This is a genomic window from Stenotrophomonas sp. CASM101 (assembly GCF_049384845.1).
In the GTDB taxonomy this organism is placed as follows: domain Bacteria; phylum Pseudomonadota; class Gammaproteobacteria; order Xanthomonadales; family Xanthomonadaceae; genus Stenotrophomonas; species Stenotrophomonas hibiscicola.
Genome location: NZ_JBMRFR010000017.1, coordinates 12,208 through 34,520 on the forward strand (window position 1 = coordinate 12,208; position 22,313 = coordinate 34,520).

At 67.4% G+C, this 22,313-nt stretch carries 19 protein-coding genes and 1 pseudogene; 19 read left to right on the forward strand and 1 reads right to left on the reverse strand.

Annotated features, from left to right (window positions below):
* The first annotated feature begins 111 nt into the window (after window positions 1–111).
* The 15 genes from VG543_RS17750 (at window position 112) to pncB (ending at window position 16,410) form a co-directional block, all read left to right on the forward strand.
* Entirely contained in the window at window positions 112–1,965 is a 1,854-nt protein-coding gene (locus VG543_RS17750; RefSeq protein ID WP_021203162.1) for a S8 family peptidase, read from the forward strand.
* Between the two features lie 136 nt (window positions 1,966–2,101).
* The gene (gspE, locus tag VG543_RS17755) at window positions 2,102–3,823 is read left to right on the forward strand and encodes a type II secretion system ATPase GspE (RefSeq protein WP_058980469.1); all 1,722 of its coding nucleotides are present in this window, start codon (window positions 2,102–2,104) and stop codon (window positions 3,821–3,823) included.
* Between the two features lie 24 nt (window positions 3,824–3,847).
* Window positions 3,848–5,068: a type II secretion system protein XpsF gene (gene xpsF, locus VG543_RS17760; protein WP_312543480.1), complete on the forward strand. Its 1,221-nt coding sequence runs from the start codon at window positions 3,848–3,850 to the stop codon at window positions 5,066–5,068.
* A 49-nt stretch (window positions 5,069–5,117) separates the two neighbouring features.
* A complete protein-coding gene (gene gspG / locus VG543_RS17765; protein WP_021203164.1) occupies window positions 5,118–5,561 on the forward strand; it encodes a type II secretion system major pseudopilin GspG in 444 nt (147 codons plus the stop codon).
* Window positions 5,562–5,567: 6 nt separating this feature from the next.
* Window positions 5,568–6,062: a type II secretion system protein XpsH gene (gene xpsH / locus VG543_RS17770; protein WP_019661005.1), complete on the forward strand. Its 495-nt coding sequence runs from the start codon at window positions 5,568–5,570 to the stop codon at window positions 6,060–6,062.
* Window positions 6,059–6,478, forward strand: coding sequence for a type II secretion system protein XpsI (gene xpsI, locus VG543_RS17775; protein WP_312543481.1), 420 nt, complete (start codon window positions 6,059–6,061; stop codon window positions 6,476–6,478). Before xpsH ends, xpsI begins: the two co-directional genes overlap by 4 nt.
* A complete protein-coding gene (locus VG543_RS17780) occupies window positions 6,475–7,107 on the forward strand; it encodes a type II secretion system protein J (RefSeq protein ID WP_019661007.1) in 633 nt (210 codons plus the stop codon). The genes xpsI and VG543_RS17780 overlap by 4 nt, the downstream gene beginning before the upstream one ends.
* Window positions 7,104–7,967 (forward strand): general secretion pathway protein GspK, encoded by an 864-nt coding sequence (locus tag VG543_RS17785; protein ID WP_019661008.1) that lies wholly within the window; start codon window positions 7,104–7,106, stop codon window positions 7,965–7,967. The genes VG543_RS17780 and VG543_RS17785 overlap by 4 nt, the downstream gene beginning before the upstream one ends.
* Window positions 7,964–9,109 carry a PilN domain-containing protein gene (locus tag VG543_RS17790; protein ID WP_312543482.1) on the forward strand — a complete coding sequence of 382 codons (1,146 nt, stop codon included), beginning with the start codon at window positions 7,964–7,966 and terminating at the stop codon, window positions 9,107–9,109. The genes VG543_RS17785 and VG543_RS17790 overlap by 4 nt, the downstream gene beginning before the upstream one ends.
* Window positions 9,090–9,797, forward strand: a complete 708-nt coding sequence (gspM, locus tag VG543_RS17795) for a type II secretion system protein GspM (protein ID WP_312543829.1) — start codon at window positions 9,090–9,092, stop codon at window positions 9,795–9,797. Before VG543_RS17790 ends, gspM begins: the two co-directional genes overlap by 20 nt.
* On the forward strand, window positions 9,787–10,575 hold the full coding sequence (locus tag VG543_RS17800; protein WP_423178919.1) for a hypothetical protein: 789 nt from the start codon (window positions 9,787–9,789) through the stop codon (window positions 10,573–10,575). The genes gspM and VG543_RS17800 overlap by 11 nt, the downstream gene beginning before the upstream one ends.
* 9 nt (window positions 10,576–10,584) lie before the next feature.
* Window positions 10,585–12,792, forward strand: a complete 2,208-nt coding sequence (gene gspD, locus VG543_RS17805; protein ID WP_329859338.1) for a type II secretion system secretin GspD — start codon at window positions 10,585–10,587, stop codon at window positions 12,790–12,792.
* 650 nt (window positions 12,793–13,442) lie between these two features.
* Window positions 13,443–14,294: a glycosyltransferase family 2 protein gene (locus tag VG543_RS17810; RefSeq protein ID WP_021203169.1), complete on the forward strand. Its 852-nt coding sequence runs from the start codon at window positions 13,443–13,445 to the stop codon at window positions 14,292–14,294.
* The gene (locus tag VG543_RS17815) at window positions 14,291–15,130 is read left to right on the forward strand and encodes a glycosyltransferase family 2 protein (RefSeq protein ID WP_019661014.1); all 840 of its coding nucleotides are present in this window, start codon (window positions 14,291–14,293) and stop codon (window positions 15,128–15,130) included. Before VG543_RS17810 ends, VG543_RS17815 begins: the two co-directional genes overlap by 4 nt.
* 101 nt (window positions 15,131–15,231) lie before the next feature.
* Window positions 15,232–16,410, forward strand: a complete 1,179-nt coding sequence (gene pncB, locus VG543_RS17820) for a nicotinate phosphoribosyltransferase (RefSeq protein WP_021203170.1) — start codon at window positions 15,232–15,234, stop codon at window positions 16,408–16,410.
* A 10-nt stretch (window positions 16,411–16,420) separates the two neighbouring features.
* Here pncB and VG543_RS17825 read toward each other — a convergent pair whose 3' ends face one another.
* The gene (locus tag VG543_RS17825) at window positions 16,421–16,786 is read right to left on the reverse strand and encodes a hypothetical protein (protein ID WP_111098855.1); all 366 of its coding nucleotides are present in this window, start codon (window positions 16,784–16,786) and stop codon (window positions 16,421–16,423) included.
* Window positions 16,787–17,245: 459 nt separating this feature from the next.
* On the opposite strand from VG543_RS17825, the gene VG543_RS17830 reads away from it, so the two are divergent.
* The 4 genes and pseudogenes from VG543_RS17830 to VG543_RS17845 all read left to right on the forward strand — a co-directional run bounded on the left by VG543_RS17830 (window position 17,246) and on the right by VG543_RS17845 (window position 22,301).
* The gene (locus VG543_RS17830) at window positions 17,246–17,785 is read left to right on the forward strand and encodes a fimbrial protein (RefSeq protein WP_019661017.1); all 540 of its coding nucleotides are present in this window, start codon (window positions 17,246–17,248) and stop codon (window positions 17,783–17,785) included.
* An 85-nt stretch (window positions 17,786–17,870) separates the two neighbouring features.
* Window positions 17,871–18,599, forward strand: a complete 729-nt coding sequence (locus VG543_RS17835; RefSeq protein WP_019661018.1) for a fimbrial biogenesis chaperone — start codon at window positions 17,871–17,873, stop codon at window positions 18,597–18,599.
* Between the two features lie 92 nt (window positions 18,600–18,691).
* Window positions 18,692–21,276, forward strand: a pseudogene (locus VG543_RS17840) (fimbria/pilus outer membrane usher protein).
* Window positions 21,267–22,301: a fimbrial protein gene (locus VG543_RS17845; protein WP_021203174.1), complete on the forward strand. Its 1,035-nt coding sequence runs from the start codon at window positions 21,267–21,269 to the stop codon at window positions 22,299–22,301. The pseudogene VG543_RS17840 and the gene VG543_RS17845 overlap by 10 nt, the downstream one beginning before the upstream one ends.
* Window positions 22,302–22,313: the final 12 nt, after the last annotated feature.

Genomic DNA, 22,313 nt, shown 5'->3' on the forward strand with positions numbered 1-22,313 from the left:
AAACAGGGCCTGGGGGGAGGTCACGGCAATCCCGGCTGGGCCGGCCGGGAGTCGTCAAGGAATGATGGCCGCAGTGTTGGTTCGATCCATGACCCAGAAGAGGAATTCGACGTGATCAAGAAGCAGAACCTTCGCATCAATGTGCTTGCCGCCGCCGTGCTGTCGATGACCGCCGTCGGTGCCGTCCACGCCGCCGGGTTGCCGACCCGTGAACCGGTGCGCCAGGCCAGCACCGCCGAGCCGGGCACCCAGCGCATCATCGTCAAGTACCGTGCCGGCACCGCTGCGGCGGGCGACCGGTCGGCCAAGCTGTCCACCGTGCAGTCCGCGCTGACCCGCGCCAGCCTGTCCGGTGGCACTACCCGCGCCAGCGCGCTCGGCCCGCAGGTCGTGCGCAGGCTGGGCGTCGGTGCCGACCTGATCCGCCTGCAGGGGCGCCTGGCGCCTGCCGAACTGCAGCGCGTGCTGAAGGAACTGAAGGCCGATCCGTCCGTGCAGTACGCCGAGGCCGATGTGAAGCTGCGCCGTACCGAGCTGCGTGCCGGTGACGTGCAGCCGGCGCTGGCGCCGAATGATCCCTATTACCAGCAGTACCAGTGGCACCTGCACAACGCCACCGGCGGCATCAACGCACCGTCGGCGTGGGATGTATCGCAGGGCGAAGGCGTGGTGGTGGCGGTACTCGACACCGGCATCCTGCCGCAGCACCCGGACCTGGTCGGCAACCTGCTGGAAGGCTACGACTTCATCAGCGATGCCGAGACGTCGCGCCGTGCCACCAACGACCGCGTGCCGGGCGCGCAGGACTATGGTGACTGGGTCGAGAACGACAACGAGTGCTACACCGGCTCCGTCGCCGAGGACAGCTCCTGGCACGGTACCCATGTGGCCGGTACCGTGGCCGAGCAGACCAACAACGGCGTCGGCATGGCCGGTGTCGCGCACAAGGCCAAGGTGCTGCCGGTCCGCGTGCTCGGCAAGTGCGGTGGCTACCTTTCCGATATAGCCGACGCCATCACCTGGGCCTCCGGCGGCACGGTGGCCGGCGTACCCGCCAATGCCAACCCGGCCGAGGTCATCAACATGAGCCTCGGCGGCAGCGGCAGCTGCGACGGGACCTACCAGGAAGCGATCAATGGCGCGATCTCGCGTGGCACCACCGTGGTCGTGGCGGCCGGCAACGAGACCGACAACGCCTCCAAATACCGTCCAGCCAGTTGCGACGGCGTGGTGACCGTCGGCGCCACCCGCATTACCGGCGGCATCACCTACTACTCCAACTACGGCACCCGCGTGGACCTGTCCGGTCCGGGTGGTGGTGGCAGCGTCGATGGCAATCCCGGCGGCTACGTCTGGCAGTCCGGTTCCGATGCGGCCACCACGCCGGAGTCGGGCAGCTACAGCTACATGGGCATGGGCGGCACGTCGATGGCCTCGCCGCACGTGGCTGCCGTCGCTGCACTGGTGCAGAGCGCGCTGATCGCCAAGGGCAAGGATCCGCTGGCCCCCGCCGCGATGCGCACCCTGCTGAAGGAAACCGCGCGTCCGTTCCCGGTCAGCATCCCGACCGCCACTCCGATCGGCACCGGCATCGTCGATGCCAAGGCGGCGCTGGCCAAGGCGCTGGAAGAGCCGTGCACCGAGAACTGTGGACCGGTGGCGACGCCGCTGACCAACAAGGCCGCCGTGGGGGGGCTGAACGGCACGGCCGGCAGCAGCCGCCTGTACAGCTTCGAGGCAGCCGCTGGCAAGCAGCTCAGCGTGATCACCTACGGTGGCACCGGCAACGTGTCCGTCTACATCGCCCAGGGTCGCGAGCCGAGCGCCAGCGACAACGATGGCAAGTCGACCCGTCCCGGCACGTCCGAAACGGTACGGGTGAACAAGCCGGTGGCAGGCACCTACTACATCAAGGTAGTGGGCGAAGCGGCCTACAACGGCGTGAGCATCCTCGCCACGCAGTAAGCCTGACGTGTCGTAGTTGAACGGCCGAGGCCCGTCATCCTGTGTGACGGGCTTCGTCTTTTTACGAAAGCTGGCCGCAGGGCGGCGGAAATCATGGCTTAACTGCTAAAGTCGGTCCGATTGACAGGAGAGTCACGTGAACGCGCTCGCTGCAACCGTTACCGACGATGCCGAAGGCCGCATCCTGGATGCGCTGCTGGCACGCGGCCGGCTCAAGGAAGGAGACCTGGCGCGCGCGCGGCCGTTGCACGCCGAGGCCGGCGGCAGCCTGCTGGGCCTGCTGGTGCGCCTGGGCCTGGTGTCTGAACGCGACCAGGCACAGACCAGCGCGGAGGTGCTGGGCCTGCCGCTGCTGGAGGGCAGGCAGGTGCCGGAGGCCCCGCCACAGGCACTGGCCGAGGGCATGCCACTGTCGCTGCGCTTCCTGAAGCAGTTCCATGTGTGCCCGCTGGAGTTGAATGAACACGGGGTGCGTCTGTGGCTGGCCGATGCCCACGATGCCTATCCGCAGCAGGCCGTGCAGTTGGCGCTGGGGGTTCCGGTGACACCGGTGCTGGGCATGCGCGCGGAGATCGATGACCTGGTCGAGCGCTGGTTCGGCCAGGGCCGCAGCGCGATGGGCGCGATCGTGGAGACCGCAGACGGCGAGGGCGGCGCGGTCGACGATATCGAGCACCTGCGCGACCTGGCCTCGGAAGCGCCGGTGATCCGCCTGGTCAACCTGGTGATCCAGCGTGCGGTGGAACTGCGCGCGTCGGACATCCATGTCGAACCGTTCGAGAGCCGCCTGAAGGTCCGCTACCGTGTCGATGGCGTGCTGGTGGAGGGCGAAAGCCCGCCGGCCAACCTCACCGCAGCGGTGATCAGCCGCATCAAGATCATGGCCCGGCTCAACATTGCCGAGCGCCGCCTGCCGCAGGACGGCCGCATCATGCTGCGCGTGCAGGGCAAGGAGCTGGACCTGCGCGTGAGCACCGTGCCGACCGCGCACGGCGAAAGCGTGGTGATGCGCCTGCTCGACCGCGAGACAGTGGTGTTTGATTTCCACCGGCTGGGGTTCACCGATGCGTTCCTGCCGCAGTTCCGCAAGGTGCTGGAACAGCCGCACGGCATCCTGCTGGTGACCGGCCCGACCGGCTCGGGCAAGACCACCACGCTGTACACCGCGCTGAGCCAGCTCAATACCGCCGACGTCAAGATCATCACGGTCGAGGACCCGGTCGAGTACCAGATCGAGGGCATCAACCAGATCCAGGCCAAGCCGCAGATCGGCCTGGACTTCGCCAACGCGCTGCGCAGCATCGTGCGCCAGGATCCGGACATCATCATGATCGGCGAAATGCGCGATCTGGAAACCGCGCGCATCGCGATCCAGTCGGCACTGACCGGCCATCTGGTGCTGTCCACCCTGCACACCAACAATGCCGCCGGTGGTATCACCCGCCTGCTCGACATGGGCGTGGAAGACTACCTGCTCACCTCCACCATCAACGGGATTCTGGCCCAGCGCCTGGTGCGCCGGCTGGAACCGACCCACGCCGAGCGCTACGAGGCTTCGCCGGAGGAAATCAAACGCTTCGAGCTGCGCCGCCTGCAGCCGGAAGGGCCGATCCATCTGTTCCGCCCCAGGCCCTCGGCGCTGGCGCCGACCGGTTACCTCGGTCGTACCACCATCATGGAATTCCTGGTGATGAACGATGCGCTGCGGCGTGCGGTGATGCGCCGCGACGGCATGGGCGAGATCGAACGCATTGCCCGCGAAGCCGGCATGCGCACGATGTACGAAGACGGCCTGTCCAAGGCCCTCAGTGGGCAGACGACCATCGAGGAAGTCCTGCGTGTCACCGAGGAAAGCTGATGCGCGCAGGACGACGGGGCTGACATGCCGACCTACCGTTACAAGGCACTGAATCCGCACGGCGAGATCTTCGACGGGCAGATGGAAGCGGCCAGCGAGGCCGAGCTGGTCGCGCGCCTGCAGGACCAGGGCCATCTGCCGATGGAGACACAGCTGGCCGATGGCGGTGCGATCGGTGGCGGTACCTGGCGCAACCTGTTCCGCCAACGGCCGCTGCAGGGCGCGGCATTGCTGCAGTTCACCCAGCAGCTGGCGACACTGCTCGGTGCGGGCCAGCCGCTGGACCGCGCGCTGTCGATCCTGCTCGGGTTGCCCGAAGACGATCGTTCGCGTCGCGCGATCACCGACATCCGCGATGTGGTGCGCGGTGGCGCGCCGCTGTCGATCGCACTGGAACGCCAGCATGGGTTGTTCTCGCGCCTGTACGTGAACATGGTGCGTGCCGGTGAGGCCGGCGGCAGCCTGCACGAAACCCTGCAGCGCCTGGCCGACTACCTCGAACGCAGCCGGGCCCTGCAGGGCAAGGTGATCAACGCGCTGGTGTACCCGGCCATCCTGCTGGTGGTGGTGGGTGGTGCGCTGCTGTTCCTGCTTGGCTACGTGGTGCCGCAGTTCGCGCAGATGTACGAGAGCCTGGACGTGGCGCTGCCGTGGTTCACCAACGCAGTGCTGCAGCTGGGCCTGTTCGTGCGTGACTGGTGGGTGCTGCTGCTGGTGGTGCCGGCGCTGGTGGCGCTGTTCTTCGAACGCAAGGCGCGGCAGCCGGCCTTCCGGTTGGCGCTGGATGGTTGGCTACTGCAGCGCCGCGGCATCGGTCGTCTCGTCGGTGAACTGGAAACCGCGCGCCTGGCGCGCACGCTGGGCACCCTGCTGCGCAACGGCGTGCCCCTGCTGGGTGCACTGGGCATCGCCCGCAACGTACTGGGCAACCGCGCGCTGGCAGCCGACGTGGAAACGGCCGCCGATGAAGTGAAGAACGGCGCCGGCCTGTCGCTGGCACTGTCGCGAGGCAAGCGTTTCCCGCGCCTGGCCCTGCAGATGATCCAGGTTGGCGAGGAGTCCGGCGCGCTCGATACCATGCTGTTGAAAGCGGCTGACACCTTCGAACAGGACAGCGCCCGCCGCATCGACCGCCTGTTGGCGGCGATGGTGCCGGCGATCACCCTGGTGCTGGCCTCGGTGGTGGGTGCGGTGATCGTTGCCGTGCTGGTGCCGCTGTACGACCTGACCAATGCCATCGGTTGACGATGGATCCCTACGCAACCCCGACACTCCGCAACTGAAAGGACCGACCATGATTGCTTCCCGTCGACCGATCCGCCTTTCCTTCACCGCAGCGCGCAACCAGTCGGGCATGAGCCTGCTGGAGATCATCATCGTCATCGTGCTGATCGGCGCGGTGCTGACCCTGGTCGCCAGCCGCGTGCTGGGTGGCGCCGACCGCGGCAAGGCCAACATTGCCAAGGCACAGGTGCAGACCGTCGCATCCAAGGTCGACAACTACCAGATCGATACCGGCAAGCTGCCCGGCTCGCTCAATGATCTGGTGACTGCACCGGCTGGCGTGGCTGGCTGGCTGGGGCCCTATGCCAAGCCGGCCGATCTGAACGATCCGTGGGGCCATGCGCTGGAATACCGCACGCCGGGCGAGGGCCAGCCGTATGAGCTGATCAGCCTGGGCAAGGACGGCAAGGCCGGTGGCAGCAGTGTCGACGCCGACATCCGCTACCAGCCGTAACCGGGCATGTCGCGTTTCCTGCCGCGCCGGTTGCAACGCCCGCGCCTGCCCGGCAGGCGCGCAGCGGGCCTGTCGCTGCTGGAAATGCTGCTGGTGATCGCGCTGATCGCCGCGATCGGCCTGATCACCGCTGCCGGCCTGTCACGCGGTTTCGCTGGCATGCAGCTGCGCAGCGCCGGCAAGGACATCGCCAACCAGCTGCGCATGGTGCGCGCGCAGGCGATCACCCGCGGCGAGCCGCAGCGCTTTGTCATCGAGCCGGCCAAGCGGCGCTGGGAAGGCGCCAACCAGCGCCACGGTGACGTGCCGGCACAGCTGCAGGTGCAGTTCGAAGGCGCCGCGCAGCTGGCCACCGCGCCGGGGCAGGGCGTGATCGAGTTCCACCCCGATGGCGGCTCCAGCGGTGGCCGCATCCGGCTGCAGCGTGACGACGCCGAATGGCGCATCGACGTGGGCTGGCTGACCGGTGAGGTCCGCTCTGGCCCTTGGCGGGCGCAATGAAGCGGCGCGCCCGCGGCTTCACCCTGCTGGAAGTGATCATCGCCTTCGCCCTGCTGGGCCTGGCGCTGACGCTGCTGCTGGGCAGCCTGTCCGGTGGCGCAAAACAGGTGCGCGATGCCGAGCTGCGCACGCGCGCGGTGCTGCATGCGCAGTCGCTGCTGGCCGAAACCGGCGTCGCCTCGCCGCTGCAGGCAGGCAGCCGGCAGGGAGACTGGGAGCAGGGGCGCTACCACTGGGAATTGCAGGTCCAGCCGTGGGCGGAGCCGCGCGCAGGCAATGTCGCGCAGGCAACGTCACCGGGAACCCCCTGGCTGGCCGAACTGCAGCTGCAGGTGCGCTGGGGTGACAGCGAGCGCGAACAGCTGCGCTGGCGCAGCCTGCGCCTGTTGCCGCCCGACCTGGAGAATGCGCGGTGAAGCGCCGCGCCGCAGGGTTCACCCTGGTCGAAGTAATGCTGGCCACCGTGCTGCTGGCCGGCGGCCTGGCATTGGCCTTTGCCAGCGTGCGCTCGGCGATGGCGGTCAGCCAGCGCGGCGAACAGATCGCCGCCGAAAGTGAACGCATGCGGGCGGTCGAGTCTCTGCTGCGCAGGCAGCTGGCCGGCGCACTGCGCACCCCGCTGGAGGTCCCGGACCCCACCCGCGAACCGGTGTTCTTCCAAGGGGAAGAACAGCGCATGCTGTTCGCCGCCGACCTGCCCGGCTACCTCGGCCGTGGAGGCTCCTACCTGCACGCGCTGCAGGTGGACGGACGCGAGGGGCAACAGCGCCTGCTGCTGGACCTAGTGTTGCTGCAGGAAGGCGAGCGCATCGCCGAGAATCCGCCACGCCCGCCGGAGGTGTTGGTTGAGAACCTGAAGTCGGTGCAGCTGCGCTATCGCGGCATCGATGCGGGCACCGGTCAGATGAGTGACTGGATGCCGCGCTGGGACGATACCCGGCGGCTGCCGATGCTGGTGGAGATCAGGATCGTGCCCGCCAAGGGCGCGCCCTGGCCATTGCTGGTGGTGGCACCGCGCGCCGGTGGCAGTGGAGGTGCGCGATGAACCGGCAACACGGTGCGGCGCTGGTGCTGGTGCTGTGGCTGATCGCATTGATGACCGCGCTGGTCGGTGCGTTCGCGCTGAGCGCACGGGTCGAGCATCTGCAGCAGCGGGTACTGGATGACGATGCACGCGGGCAGGAACGTGCGCGCGCCGGCCTGGAGTACGCGCTGCTGCGCCTGTCCGCTGATCCGCTGCGGGCGCCCTGGCGTGCCGATGGCCGCACCTACCGCTGGCAGTTCGATGACGCCAGCATCGAGATCAAGGTGCTGGACGAGAATGGCAAGATCAACCTCAACCTGGCCGACGTGACCCTGCTGACGGCGTTCCTCAAGGCACTCGGTGAAGACGAAGGCGCTGCCCGGCAGATGGCCGGCGCCATTGTTGACTGGCGTGATGAAGACAGCCTGCTGCAGCCCGGTGGCGGTGCCGAAGCGCCGGACTACGCGGCGGCCGGGTTGCCGTATGGCCCGCGCAACAAGCGCTTTGAGACACTCGGCGAACTGCAGCGGGTGCTGGGCATGCGCGGCCCGCTGTACAAGGCCATGCTGCCCCACCTGACCCTGTACAGCCGCCAGGCGCGCCCGGATCCCCAGTTCGCCAGCGCGCCGGTGCTGACCGCACTGGGGCTGGATGCGGATACCGTGCTGGCGCAGCGCGCCCAGCAGGAGCGTGACGCAGATACCGCTGGCGGTGCGACAACGCTTGCCAGCAGCAGCGGCACCTATAGTATCGAGTCCCGTGCAACCGACAGCAGTGGACGCCGGTCGGTGTTGCAGGCAGTGGTACGCAATGGCTCGGGCGGGGTTCCCGGGCGGTCCTACACAGTGCTTCGCTGGGAGCAGGGAATGACAGCAAGATGACGGCATGGCAGGACAGTGTGCGGCAGGTGCAGGGCCGGATCGGCCCGGGCGCCGGCCGTTTCCTGCGCTGGTGGCGGCAATCGCTGCTGGCGTGGGTGCCGGCCCGTTGGCAGTGGGCGCTGGGCTGGGCACAGGCGCGCCTGCTGCTGCAGCGCCAGGGTGACCAGCTGCAGGTCTGGCGTGAGGCCGGTGAACGCCGCGAAGCGGTTGCCAGCGTGCCATGGCCGCTGTCGCCGGTGGAACTGGACCGCGTGCTGGAACCGCGGCTGCGCAGCCTGCCACGGGTGTGGCTGCTGCCGGCCAGCGAGGTACTGCGTCGTCATCTGCGCTTGCCCGCGGCTGCGGCCGACCGCCTGCGCGCCGTGGTCGGTTTCGAGATCGACCGCCAGACGCCGTTCGAATCGAGCCAGGTCAGCTTTGACGTGCGTGAGCTGGGGGGCGCAGCCGAGGGCCAGCTGCAGGTCGAACTGATCGCCTGGCCGCTGCGCCAGCTGGAAGCGTGGCGGGCCAGCGTGGGCGAGTGGGCCGATGCACTGGCCGGTGTCGATGCCATCGACAGCGAGGGTGAGCCTCTGCAGGTGAACCTGCTGCCACCGGCGCAGCGCCAGTTGCGCGCGGATCCCATGCGGCGCTGGAATGTGCTGTTGGCGGTGGCCGCGCTGGTGATGCTGGTGCTGGCCGCCGTGCAGCTGCTCGACAACCGCCGTGACGCTGCCGATGCGCTGCGTGCGCAGGTCGAGCGCAGTGCACGCAGTGCGCGTGGTGTCGCCAGCGAACGCGCGCAGCTGCAGGCGCTGATCGATGGTGCCGCATTCCTGGAAAAGCAGCGCAGCCAGCGTGCCGGAACGGTGGAAATCTGGAATGAACTGACCCGGCGCCTGCCGGAGGGCACCTACCTGGAAAAGCTGGCCATCGAGAACAACAACCTGCAGCTGATCGGCCTGAGCCGCGAGGCCTCGCAGCTGGTGCAGCTGCTGCAGGATGCGCCGCAGTGGCGCAAGGTCAATCTGACCGGCGTACTGCAGGCCGATGGCGCCGCCAGTGGCCGTGACCGCTTCACCATGACCGCCGAACTGCAGCCGTTGCCGGCTGCGGCCCCGACCCGGGAGGCGGCCGATGCCGATGCCAAGCGCACGCCGTGACCGCTGGCTGGCACTGGCGCTGCTGCTGGCAGTGCTGGGCCTGGCCTACCTGCTGCTGGTGCACCCCTGGTTCACCCAGCCGCTGCGCGAAATCGATGCCGACGTGGCCGCCCTGCGCGAGCGCGAACAGCGCGTGCAGGCGCAGCTGCAGCAGCAGCCGCAGATCGAACAACGCCTGCGCGCCACCCGCGAGGCACTGCAGCAGCGGCCGGGTTTCCTGCGTGAAGCCACCGCCGAAGCTGCAGCCGCTGCGCTCGGCGCGAAGCTGCAGGATGCGGTGGCGATGGCCAGCCCGGGCAACCGCAGCTGCACCATCAGCAACCGCACGCCACTGACCGACAACCGTCGTGACGCCGAGTTCGTGCGCGTTGCCATGCAGGTGCGCCTGCGTTGCGGTGTGGCCGAACTGGCCACGGTGCTGCACAGCCTGGAAACCGGCAGCCCGCGCCTGTTCGTCGACAACCTCAACCTGATCGCGCAGCGCTTCCAGCAGTCGCCGAATGAATCCGGGCTCGGCCTGGACGTGTCGTTCGAACTGGCCGGTTACCTGCTGCCCGGTGCCGCTGCCGATGACGCTGCGGCGGCACCTGCAGCCGAGCCGGGCGCGGCGCCGCAACCGCCTTCGGCTGCACCGGCACCTTCACCGGCTGCGCCGGAAGAGGGGCAGGAGGTGGCCGATGAAGCTTGAGCAGATCAGCCTGCGCACCGGTTTCCTGCTGGCACTGGCCGGCTGGGCGGCAGCGGTCTGGCTGGCCACCGGCTTCGGGCTGGGCAGCCAGCTGCCAGCTGCCGGCGGCAATGCCGACGCGGTGCCCTCGTTGCCGGTGCTGCCGCCATTGGCTGCAGAACGCATGCCCAGCGCCGACAGCTACAGCGCAATCAGCGAGCGGCCGCTGTTCGCCGAGGACCGCAGGCCCAAGCCCTACCTGCTCGGTGGCAGCGAGCCCGCCGCCAGTGCCGCGCTGCGCCTGACCGGCGTGCTGCTGACCGGCAACTTCGGGATGGCCACTTTCACCACCGAGCAGAACCGCTCGCTGCGCCTGCGCCTCAACGGTGAAGCTGTCGACGGCTGGCAGCTGGTGGCGCTGCAGCCGCGCCAGGCCACCGTGATCGGCCCCGGTGGCAACCAGGTGCTGGAACTGGCGGTATTCAACGGGCAGGGCGGTGAACCGCCGACCGTACTGCGCGGCGCCAATGGTGTGCCGCCGGCAGGTGCGATCGTTGTGCCGCCCCCGGCAGGCGCTCCGCCGGCACCGCCGCCGGTTGCGGCAACCCCATCGCCGTCGCCTGCTGGCAGTGCGCCAGCGCCCTCGGCTGCGGCATCCGCCCCTGCCACCAACAACGGCCCCAGCGAAGCGCAGATGCAGGCCATCCGCGAACGCATCCAGGCCCGTCGCCGCCAGCTGCAGCAACAACAACAGCAGCAACAACCGTCGCCGCCCCCGGGCGATGGCACCAACCGATAGAGTGAATGCATGAGCCTGCGTTTCCTTCCCTGGTCCTTTGCCCTCGCGCTGCTGGTCGGCTGCAGCACCGTGTCCGCGCCGCACGTGCAGCGCAAGGGCAATCTGTCGCCCACTGCCGAGGCCGGCCAGGCGGCCAATGTCGCCGCGGATGCTGCCCGTGACGCGCAGGGCGCTCCGCAGGCAGTGATCCGCCGTGGCACCGGCACCATGATCAACCGCGAAGCAGCACGCGCACCGGCACCGGCACTGCATGGCGCCAGCACCGGTGAAGCAACCTTCAATTTCGAAGGCGAATCGGTGCATGCGGTGGTCAAGGCCATCCTCGGTGACATGCTGGGCCAGAACTACGTGATCGCACCGGGGGTGCAGGGCACGGTCACCCTGGCCACGCCCAAGCCGGTGTCGCCGGCGCAGGCGTTGAACCTGCTGGAGATGGTGCTGGGCTGGAACAACGCACGCATGGTCTACAGCGGTGGCCGCTACAACATCGTCGCCGCCGACCAGGCGCTGGCCGGTACGGTCGCGCCGAGCACGGCGCCCGCTGCCAGTGCGCGAGGCTTCGAGGTACGGGTCATCCCGCTGCAGTTCATCTCCGCCACCGAAATGAAGAAGGTACTGGAGCCGTATGCGCGGCCCAATGCGATCGTCAACGTCGACAGCGGCCGCAACGTGATCACCCTGGGTGGTACCCGCGCCGAGCTGGAAAACTACATGCGCACCGTCGAGATCTTCGACGTCGACTGGCTGTCGGGCATGTCGGTGGGCGTGTTCCCGATCCAGTCGGGCAAGGCCGAGCAGGTGGCTGCCGACCTGGAGAAAGTATTCGGCGAGGAGAGCAAGACGCCCAGTGCCGGCATGTTCCGCTTCCTGCCGCTGGAAAACGCCAACGCGGTGCTGGTGATCACCCCGCAGGTGCGTTACCTGGACCAGATCCAGCAGTGGCTGGACCGCATCGATACCGCCGGTGGCAGTGCCCGCCTGTTTTCCTACGAGCTGCGGTACATCAAGGCGCGTGACCTGGCCGAACGGCTCAGTGAAGCATTTGCCAGCAGTGGCAACCGCGGCGGTTCCAGTCCGGCCTCGCTGGCCCCGGGGGCGATGCCGTCGCAGCTGGGCAGCGACTCCGATCGTGGCATGGACAGCACCAACAACAACAGCAGCAGCTTCGGCTCGGTCCCGGGCAGCAGCTCCAGTGGCGGTGGCAACGGCAGCATGAACCTGCCGCAGCGCCAGTCCGGCAACGTCAGTGTCAGCCTGGAAGTGGAAGGCGACCGCGTGGGCGTGTCGGCGGTGGAGGAGACCAACACCCTGCTGGTGCGTTCGACCCCGCAGGCCTGGCGGTCGATCCGCGAGGTGATCGAGAAGCTGGATGTGATGCCCCTGCAGGTGCACATCGAAGCCCAGGTGGCCGAGGTCTCGCTCGATGGCGACCTGAAGTACGGCGTGAACTGGTTCTTCGACAACGCCGTGGCCGGGCGTGCCCTGACGGGCGCATTGGGCGGCGTGACCCTGCCGGCGGCAGCGGGTGGCTCGTGGAGCAGCTTCGCCGGTGCCGCAACGGGCGGCGAAGGCCTGGGCTGGGCATTCACCGGCCACAATGGCGCGGCGGTGGTGAGTGCGCTGGACAAGGTCACGGATGTACGCCTGCTGCAGACGCCTTCGGTGTTCGTGCGCAACAACGCCGAGGCCACGCTCAACGTCGGTGACAAGGTGCCGATCAACACCACCACGGTGAATACCGGCATCGGCACCAGCAGCTACAGCTCGGTGCAGTACATCGACACCGGCGTGATCCTGAAGGTGCGCCCGCGCGTGACCCGCGACGGCACGGTGTTCCTCGACATCGTGCAGGAAGTGAGCAGCGCCTCGAACGTGCCCGACAACTGCAATCCGACCGAGCGCAACTGCAACCCGCGCATTTCCACAAAGAAGCTGTCGACCGAAGCGGCGGTGCAGAGCGGCGACACCATCATGCTGGCCGGCCTGATCACCGATTCGGGCACCGATGGCAGCAGCGGCATTCCCGGCCTGAGCCGGATTCCGGTGGTTGGCGCGCTGTTCGGGCAGAAGAGCCGCTCCAGCCGCCGTTCCGAAGTGATCGTGCTGCTGACCCCGAGCATCGTGCGCAACAGTCTGGAAGCGCGGAATCTGACCGACGAGTACAGCCAGCGTTTCCGCGCGATGGAGCCACTGAACCAGCCGCGCGCAAAGAAGTAAGGGGTTTGCGGCCGGGCTGCGCCCGGCACCCGCCGAGGCCGGAGCAACAGCAACAGCGGGTTTACTGAGGGATGGCGGGGCACTGCGGGTTTGCGGGGACGCCGTGAATACGTCCATGTAGGCTTGGTCGCCGCATCCATGCGGCTCACACCCCGCAAACCCACAGTGCCCCGCCTTCGACAGTTTCCTGCTTGCTGTTGGTAGGTGTCGACCTTGGTCGACACGATCCACGCCATGCGTGGATGACTCTCCATCGAAATCGAATATTTCGATATCTGTGAGATCTGAGCCGAGCACGGCTCGGCTCTACAGAAGAGCAGGCAGGTCGCGGAAAACTGTCGAAGGTGGGGTGGGTCCGGTTGTGGGGGCGTGAGCCGCATGGATGCGGCGACCGAGCTTACATGGGTGAGGGCGCTTTGCTTGCGAAGCACTGCTTCGCAAGCGCCCGAACGCACAGCCGCCAGCGGCTGGGCCGGGCCCCGGAGGGGGACTTGCAGCGTCCCCCGCAACCGGACCCACCCCGCCAACCCCAGGAACCCAGCTCTTGCTTCGGCTGTTGCTGTTGCCCTGGCCTGAAGCGGGTGCCGGGTGCAACCCGGCCGATACCCTCCCGGTGCTAGGCTGTGGCCACCGACAACCACGGAGGCGGGATGGGGGCGATCGTGTTGTTGCCGCTGTGCGTGGACGATGCCGCGCTCGACCGCTGCCTGGCCGCACTGGATGCGGGCACCGCGCCGGGCACCGCAGTCTGGCTGGCCGACGATGCGCAGACCGGGCCGCGTGCGCAGGCGGTGGTGGAACACTGGCTGGCACATACGCCACTACAGGCCGAGTACACCCGGCGCGCGCGGCCACTGGGCGAGGTCGCCCATCTGGACGAGATGCTGCGCGCCTGCGATGGCCTGGACGTGGCCGTGCTGGCACCGGACAGCGTGCCTGCGCCGGGTTGGCTGCAACAATTGCAGGACGCCTTCGCCCGCGATGCCGCCATCGCGACCGCAACCCCGTGGTGCAATGCCGGCGAAACCGCAGCGTGGCCACGGTTGGGCGAGATCAATCCCGAGCCCGAAGATGCGGCGCTGCTGGCACAGACCTGCGCCGCCTTGCCGGCGCTGCACCCGGAACTGCCATCGGCGGTCACCCATGCGGTTCTGGTGCGTGGCAATGCGCGCCGCCGCGCCGGTGGCCTGGATGTGGACAGCTACGCTGGCTGGAACGCGGCCCTGGTCGACCTCAGCCTGCGCATGGCCGGCCTGGGCTGGCGCAACGTACTGTGCGAGACCGCCTTTGTGAGCCGGGCGGGCGAGGCGGCCAGCCGCGATGGCGACCTTGAGGCGCTGGCTGCGCGTTGGCCTGGCTGGGTGCCGCGCCTGGCCGATTTCCTGATGCACGATCCATTGCACGGGCTGCGCGCCGACCTGCAGCAGCGCATGCGGCAGGCGATAATGCCGAAGGAACAGGGCGACCTGTTCGTTCCTTCCGCGCCGGAGTCACTCGCTTGAATGTTGCCATCGCCGCCATCGTCGTGACCTACCAGAGTGCCAGCACCATCGATGCCTGCCTCTCGCGCCTGCGCCAGGCGCAGGACGTGGCCGAGATCCGGGTGATCGACAATGGCTCGATGGATGGCACGCTGGACATCGTGCAGCGCCATGCCAGCCACGATCCGCGCGTGCGTTTCGTCGGCAACCCGGACAATCCCGGCTTCGCCGCTGCCAACAACCAGGGCGTGGCCGATTCGCGCAGCCCCTGGTTGGCCTTCATCAACCCGGACCTGATGGTCGAGCCGGAGACGTTGGCCGCACTGCGCAGCCGGGCGGAAGCACTGGGCGATTGCCTGCTCGGTGTCGAGCAGGTGGACGAGCAGGGCCATGCCGACGAAGCCGTGCGCCGCCGCGACCCGGATTTCCTGATGATGCTGCGCTCGCCGGGAAAGGGCTCGAAGCTGGCGCTGCCGCGTGACCCGCAGCAGGTGCTGCAGCGGGTGCCGGCACTGTCTGGCGCACTGCTGATGATGCCGCGTGCATTGTTCGACCGGATCGGAGGCTGGGACGCCGGGTATCGTCTGCACGCCGAAGACCTGGACTTGTGCCGGCGTGCACGCGAAGCCGGGGCCGTGGTGGCGATTGCAAACGACCTGCAGGTCACCCATGTACGTGGCGTCTCGAGCCGATCGCGGCCGTTCTTCGTTGAATGGCACAAGCACAGGGGCCTGTGGCGCTACTTTCAGAAGTTCGAGGCCAGGCAGCGCTCGCTGCCGGTGCGCGTGGCGGTGTGGGCCGCGATCTGGGGGCACGCCCTGATGCTGGTACCGCGCCTGTTGCGCAGGTCGTTGTAGGGCCGAACCTGCATCCACGCATGGCGCGGATCTACCCACGCGGAGAGCCGAGCGTGCCCGCGGCCACCCCGGTTCACCCGTCCGGGCGCATAATCCGCCTCATGCCTATCATCCAGTCCCTGCTCGACACCGACCTGTACAAGTTCACCATGATGCAGGCGGTGCTCCACCAGCACCCCGGTGCCCAGGTGCAGTACCGGTTCAAGTGCCGCACGCCCGGCATCGACCTGGCCCATTACATCGACCAGATCGACGAAGAGATCGACCACCTGTGCAGCCTGCGTTTCAGCGACGCGGAACTGGACTACATGCGCGGCCTGCGCTTCGTGAAGCCCGACTTCGCCGATTTCCTCGGCTTGTTCCATCTGGACCGCAAGTACATCCAGCTGCGCGCGTCGACGGCCGTGCCCGGCGAAATCGAACTGGACATCACTGGCCCGTGGCTGCATACCATCCTGTTCGAAGTCCCGCTGCTGGCGATCATCAACGAAGTCTGGTTCCGCAACACCACCACCGCCGACTTTGCCGAGGGCGAGCGTCGGCTGCAGGCCAAGGCCGCGCTGCTGCGTGATACTCCCGGTTTCGAACAGTGCCGCATTGCCGACTACGGCAGCCGCCGCCGTTATTCGCGTGACTGGCATGCGCGCCTGCTGCCGCTGCTGCGCGATGCGCTCGGCCCGCAACTGGTCGGCACCAGCAACGTGCACTTCGCCCGCCTGTACGGCATGACCCCGCACGGCACCATGGCCCATGAGTACCTGCAGGCATTCCAGGCACTTGGCCCGCGCCTGCGTGATTCGCAGGTGGCGGCACTGGAATCGTGGGCACGCGAGTACCGCGGCGACCTCGGCATCGCGCTGTCCGACGTGGTCGGCCTGGATGCGTTCCTGCGCGATTTCGACATGTATTTCTGCAAGCTGTTCGACGGTGTCCGCCACGACTCGGGCGATCCGTTCGACTGGGGCGACCGCATGCTGGCGCATTTCCAGCAGCGCCGGGTGGATCCGCGCACCAAGGTGCTGGTGTTCAGCGATGGGCTCGACATCGCCAAGGTGATGCGCCTGTACGACTACTTCCGTGGTCGCTGCCAGGTCGCCTTCGGCGTTGGCACCCACCTGACCAATGATCTGGGGCCAACGCCGCTCAACATCGTCATCAAGATGGTCCGCTGCAATGGCCAGCCGGTGGCCAAGCTCAGCGATTCGCCAGGCAAGAGCATGTGCGACGACCCGGGCTACCTGGCCTACCTGCGCCAGGTGTTCGAGCTGCCGCCGGCGTAAGCGTGCCGGCTTACAGGTAGTCGACCACCACCAGATAGGCGCCCTGCAGCGGCTGCTGCGTCGACGCCTGCACGCTGTAACGCTCGGAGAAGGCGATATCGCCGGCGCGCAGCGCGCTGGCCGACACCGACAGCTTCTGGCCGTGGCGCTTGCCGTCGCGCAGCGTCGCGGCCTGGCCGTTGGCCAGCGCCGTCACTTCCACCGTCGAGCCCTTGGCCGACGGCGGGCAGGCGGCCAGGCTCAGCTCGCCCTGGGACAGATTCGTCGTGCAGCCCGGCTCGGCGATGCGGCCACTGAAACGGATGCTGCCGCTGCTGGCCTGGGCCAGCGCACTGACGGACATCAGGGCCACGCACAGCAGAATGGAATTCCTCATGACACGTTCTCTGGTTCGGTGTGTCCTAGTTAGCGACAGCTTCGATCAGCCTTTAATAGGACGATTCCGAATCTGCTAGGGCCATCACCAAGAAAGAGTGATGCGCATCAAAGAAGGCGATTTCCGCCGGGAAAAGGTTTGTTTCCGTGCATGCCGAACGCGCCACCCGAAGCGTCATCCAGGGTCGCTTCTGACCTGATCCGGCGACCGTCGGGTTCCCGAACCCCCGTGGGTCCTGATTTCGGCTATCACGTCACATTTCCAGCGTCAATGAATTGACGTTCAGAAAAATAATGAGACTTTCATCACACTTGGACCTATACTTGCGTCACGGATTCAGGGAAAGCTACGTCCGAGTCCGGCCACAGGTGAGACGCAAGGATGGGTCTTGTTAGCCCGGCAGTGCTCCTTGCTTCCTCCTCTACTTCTCATCTCTTCAGTAGGGTTAGGTAAAAGCGAATGCACAAGATCAATATCATCGCCGCTCTGATGCTGGCCGCCGCTCCGCTGGCCGCCAACGCCGCCGACGGCACCATCACCTTCAATGGCAAGGTGACCGACAAGACCTGCACCATCTCGACCCCGGGCGGCAAGGACTTCGCCGTGACGCTGCCGACCGTGTCCAAGAACACCCTGGCCACCGCCGGCGCCGTTGCGGGCCGTACCCCGTTCGCCATCAACCTGACCAAGTGCAGCGCCGGCAACGTCGCCACCTACTTCGAGCCGGGTTCGACCGTCGACTTCAACAGTGGCCGCCTGGTCAACCAGGCCTCGGCCAACGCTGCCACCAACGTGCAGCTGCAGCTGCTGGGCTCGAACAACCAGTTCCTGCCGATCAAGGCGGCTGGTGCTGGCCTGGCCCAGACCAACTCGCAGTGGGTCACCGTCGGCACCGACGGCTCGGCCGACCTGAACTACTACGCTGAGTACTACGCCACTGCCGCCGCCACCCCGGGCGACGTCACCAGCAGCGTCAAGTACACGATCATCTACAACTGATCGCAGTCATGCCCCCACTGGCCGGCGTTCGCGCCGGCCGGTGTTCCGCGGCCGCTGGCCACACCCCTCGAGCGTAGTACTTCCGATGAAAGCATTCTTTCCCCGGGCGCTGCTGCTGGCAGCGTTCACGCTGCCCTTCTGCCAGAACGCACTGGCCGGCGTGGTGGTCAATGGCACGCGAGTGATCTATCCGGCGCAGGCGCGCGAAGTCACCGTGCAGGTCGACAACGTGGGCGATTCGCCGGCGCTGGTGCAGGCCTGGATCGACAGCGGCGACGCCAACCAGACCGCCGATACCAGCGATGCCCCGTTCGTGCTTACACCGCCGATCGCGCGTGTCGAGCCGGGCCGCAGCCAGGCGCTGCGACTGATCTTCTCCGGCGCGCAGCTGCCGACCGACCGTGAGTCGGTGTTCTGGCTCAACGTGCTGGATGTGCCGCCGTCCCCGGACAACGCCGAAAGCGGCGAACAGAATTACCTGCAGGTCGCGTTCCGTTCGCGCCTGAAGCTTTTCTACCGGCCGCAGGGCCTGAAGGGCGTCGCCAACGACGCGCCGGCAGCGCTGCGCTGGACCCGCAATGGCGACCGCCTGCGGGTGGAAAACCCGAGCCCCTTCCACGTCACTCTGGCCGAAGTACATGCCGTAACCGGCAGCAGTGAAAAGGCCGTCGAGGACAAGGGCGCGATGGTCGCGCCGAAGCAGAGCCTGGAGTTCGCCGCACCGGCGGGCACCGGCCAGGTCCGCTTCATCACCATCAACGACTACGGCGGCCGGGTGGAACACACCATCCGCCTCGGCAGCACCGGGGGCTGAACGCGCCGCGCCGGCCCCTGGCCTGCGCATCCCGCCACCGCCGCTGTGCGGCGAATTGAAGGAATGTCAGTGTGATCGGAAACAGATTGACATTGTCGATCCATCAGGCGCTTTGCCTGTTGGTTGCTGGTGTGGCCTGCCCAGGATGGGCGCTGGCGGCACCGGCCAATCTCGGCGAACAGGCGCTGATGGCGCAGAGTGGTGCGGCCAATGCGCGTGCACCGGAATCGGCCCAGTTCAACTCCAGCTTCCTGTCTGGCCAGGCCAAGCAGGTCGACCTGGCGGCCTTCAGCAACGGCAATCCGATGGTGGCCGGCAACTATCGTGTCGACGTCTACGTCAACGGTGCCTGGCAGGGCCGTCGCGATCTGCAGTTCAAGGCCGATGCGCAGGGCCGTGTCGACGCCTGCCTGCCGCTGCCGATGCTGGAAGAAATGGGCGTGGACAGCGAGGCCGTGCTGCTGCAGCAGGATCCGTCCGTGCCCACCGACAAGACCAGCTGCGTGCCGGTCCAGCAGCGCATGGCCAATGCCTATGGTGTCTATGACAGCGGCAACCTGCGCTACGACCTCAGCATCCCGCAGGTGTTCCTGCGCCGTGAGGCGCGCGGCTACGTCAACCCGGCGCTGTGGGACCGTGGCATCAATGCCGGCTTCGTCGGCTACAGCTTCAACGCCATCGACAGCAACAGCCGTGTGGAAGGTGGCCAGCGCAACCGCAGCGCCTACCTCGGCCTCAACGCCGGCCTGAACCTGGGCGGCTGGCAGTTCCGCCATGATTCCAACCTGACATGGTCCGAGGGTGACGGCCGCCATTGGCAGAGCATCGCCACCTACGCACAACGCGGCATCCCGCAGGTGCGCGGCATGCTCACCATCGGTGAGGCCTACACCACCGGCGAACTGTTCGATTCGATCGGCTACCGTGGTGCCAGCCTGGCCAGCGACGACCGCATGCTGCCGGACTCGCTGCGCGGTTACGCGCCGGTGGTGCGCGGCATCGCCGAGACCAATGCGCGCATCGAAGTGCGCCAGAACCAGCAGCTGATCTACTCCTCCACCGTCTCGCCGGGCAGCTTCGTCATCGACGACCTGTACCCGACCGGCTACGGCGGTGACCTGGAAGTGAGCGTGATCGAGGCCGATGGCCGCCGCCGCGAATTCAAGGTGCCGTTCGGCTCGGTGCCGCAGATGCTGCGCGAAGGCGTGTCGCGCTACTCGCTGACCGCCGGCCAGGTGCGCAACAAGCTGCTGGCCGACGAACCCTGGCTGGTGCAGGGGACCTACCAGCGTGGCATCGGCAACCAGCTGACCCTGTACGGGGGCACTGCGCTGAGCGACGGCTACCTGTCGCTGCTGTATGGCGTCGGCCTGTCCACGCCGGTCGGTGCGTTCGCTGCCGACGTCACCCATGCGCGTACCTCGTTCGACCACTACGGCAGCCACACCGGCGCCAGCGTGCGGCTGAGCTACAGCAACATGATCGGCGAGACCGGCACCAATCTGACCCTGGCCGCCTACCGCTATTCGACCGAAGGCTTCTACAGCCTGCAGGATGCCCTGTATGGCCGTGATTCGGACACGCGCGGCATCGATCCGACCACCCGTGGCCGTCAGCGCAGCCAGTTCCAGATAACGCTGAACCAGCCGCTGGGACGTCGCGGCGGCGCGCTGTACGTGACCGGTTCGGTGCGTGACTTCTACGACCGTTCCGGCACCTCCAAGCAGTACCAGGTGGGCTACAACAACGCCTGGCGTTCGGTGAACTACGGCTTCTCGGCGCTGCGCACCGAAGAGGGCGTGCTCGGCCGTTCCGACACCCAGTACCTGCTGTCGATGAGCGTGCCGCTGGGCCGGGGTACCCACCCGGTGTCGTTCAGCGCCGATCTGGGCATGCGCGATCGCGGTGGCTACGACAACAGCCGCGTCGGCATCACCGGGTCGGCCGGCGTCGACAACAACTTCAGCTACGGCGTGGCGCTGTCCGATTCCCGCGAGGGTGGCACCACGGCGGTCGGCAACGCCGAGTACCGCAGCCGCTACTCCGCGTTGAACGCGACCTACAGCCACTCGCGCGATTTCCGCCAGGCCTCGGTCGGTGCCAACGGCAGCGTGGTCGTGCATCCGGGCGGCTTCACCTTCACCCCGCAGCGGGGCGACACCATGGTGCTGGTGGAAGCGCCGGGTGCGCGCGATGCGATCGTCAGCAACGCCCCGGGCCTGCGCGTAGATGGTCGTGGATATGCAGTGGTTCCGTACGTATCGCCGTACCGCCTCAACACCGTCACCCTCGACCCGCAGGGCATGGCCCATGACGTCGAGCTGGAAAGTACCAGCCAGTCGATCGCGCCGTTCGCCGGTGCCATCAGCTACCTGCGCTTCGATACCCGCAAAGGCAATGCGCTGCTGATCCAGGTACGCAATGCCGATGGCCGCAGCATGCCGTTCGGTGCGCAGGTCAAGGATGAGCAGGGCCAGCCGGTGGGCATGGTCAGCCAGGGCGGCCGCCTGTACGTGCGCAGTGAAAAGAGCCAGGGCCGCCTGCTGGTGGAGTGGGCCGCCTGCTGGTGGAGTGGGGCGCCGGTGCAGACCAGCGCTGCACCATCGATTACCAGGTTCCGTCGGGCGCCGATGCGTCCAAGACCGGCTTCATCCCGCTGGAGGCAGCATGCCGATGATTTCTTCCCGCAGCCGCACGCTGCTTGCCGCCATGGCCGTGATGGGGGGTATCGCCGTGGCCAGCCCGGCGTTGGCGACCTGCTATATCACCCAGCAGGGCTTTGTCGCGCAGGACGTGCAGATGGACATGGGGCAGATCGTGATCCTGCCCAGCCTGCCCGTCGGTGGTGTGATCAAGGAGTTGATCGTGCCGATCAACCAGCGCGACAGCATCGGTTACTGCGATCGCTGGGGCGGTAGTGCCAACGGGCGTTTCGTCAACGCCGCACAGCAAAACGCAGTCCCGGGTTTCAGCAACGTCTATGCGACCGATGTAGCGGGAGTGGGTATCCGTGTCTATCGTGATTCGGGCACCATCCAGACCTACTACCCGCACACGCTGCAATTGGGGGGCAACCGGACGTTGACCCTCAATGGTGGCCGCTTCCGCGTGGAGCTGATCAAGACCGCCGCGCAGACGGGCTCGGGCATCATCGCGCCCAACGGCCGCTTCACCACCTACTATCTCGACGGCGACGGTCCTGGCCGTCCGGAGCTGACCTCGACGTTCAAGGGCTCGGGTACCACCGTGGTCAGCCCCACCTGCGAAGTGCAGGCCGGCAGCCGCAACATCGCCGTCGATTTCGGCAGCGTGCCCAACACCACCTTCACCGGTGTCGGCTCCAAGGCCGCTGATCGCGATTTCGAGATCCGCCTGAACTGCCAGGGCAGCAACGTGGCCGCCTACCAGAGCAAGATCGGCATCCGCCTCGACGCCGACCAGGACAGCTCGAACATGCCGGGCGTGCTCAAGCTCAGCGCGGCCAGCAACAGCGCCACGCGCATCGGCATCCAGATGGTCCAGCGCGACGGCAGCACCGAGCGAGAAGTGCGCTTCGGCCAGACCATCAACGTCGGCACTACGGCGCCGGGTACCAGCGTCATGGCGTTGCCGTTGCGCGCGCGCTATGTGCAGACCCAGGCAGGTACCGTCGGTGCGGGCACCGCCAACGGGCAGGCGACGTTCACCATCCAGTACGAGTAGCGCAGGTCTCCC